A 549-nucleotide genomic window follows, 5' to 3' on the forward strand; every position below is an offset into this window, starting at 1 on the left:
GGTCACAATGATATTACACGGATCGGTATTGTCTGTGGTATCGACTCCGGTTACGGTAATATCACTATCACAGTTATCGGTAGCGGTCAGATCGACCATTGCAGGAATCTCATCGGTACACTCAACAGTCACATCTACAGGTGCTGCAGGCGCCAGTGGTGCTGTCGTGTCGGCCACGGTAATGGTCTGCGATACCGAAGCAGTATTGTCACAACTATCGGTAAAGGTCCATGTGCGGGTCACAATGATATTACACGGATCGGTATTATCTGTGGTATCCACCCCGGTTACGGTAATATTACTATCACAGTTATCGGTAGCGGTCAGATCGACCATTACAGGAATCTCATCGGTACACTCAACGGTCACATCAGCAGGTGCTACAGGAGCAACCGGTGCTGTCGTGTCGGCTACGGTAATGGTCTGTGATACCGAAGCAGTATTGTCACAACTATCGGTAAAGGTCCATGTTCGGGTCACAACGATATTACACGGATCGGTATTATCGGTGGAATCCACCCCTGTTACGGTAATATCACTATCACAGTT

1 protein-coding gene is annotated in these 549 nt (G+C 48.5%); it reads right to left on the minus strand.

Translation table 11 applies throughout. The features are described from left to right. On the minus strand, window positions 1–549 hold a 549-nt coding region (locus P278_RS16555; RefSeq protein WP_038262304.1), incomplete at both ends, for an HYR-like domain-containing protein.

The sequence above is a fragment of the Zhouia amylolytica AD3 genome (assembly GCF_000511935.2).
GTDB classification, from domain to species: domain Bacteria; phylum Bacteroidota; class Bacteroidia; order Flavobacteriales; family Flavobacteriaceae; genus Zhouia; species Zhouia amylolytica.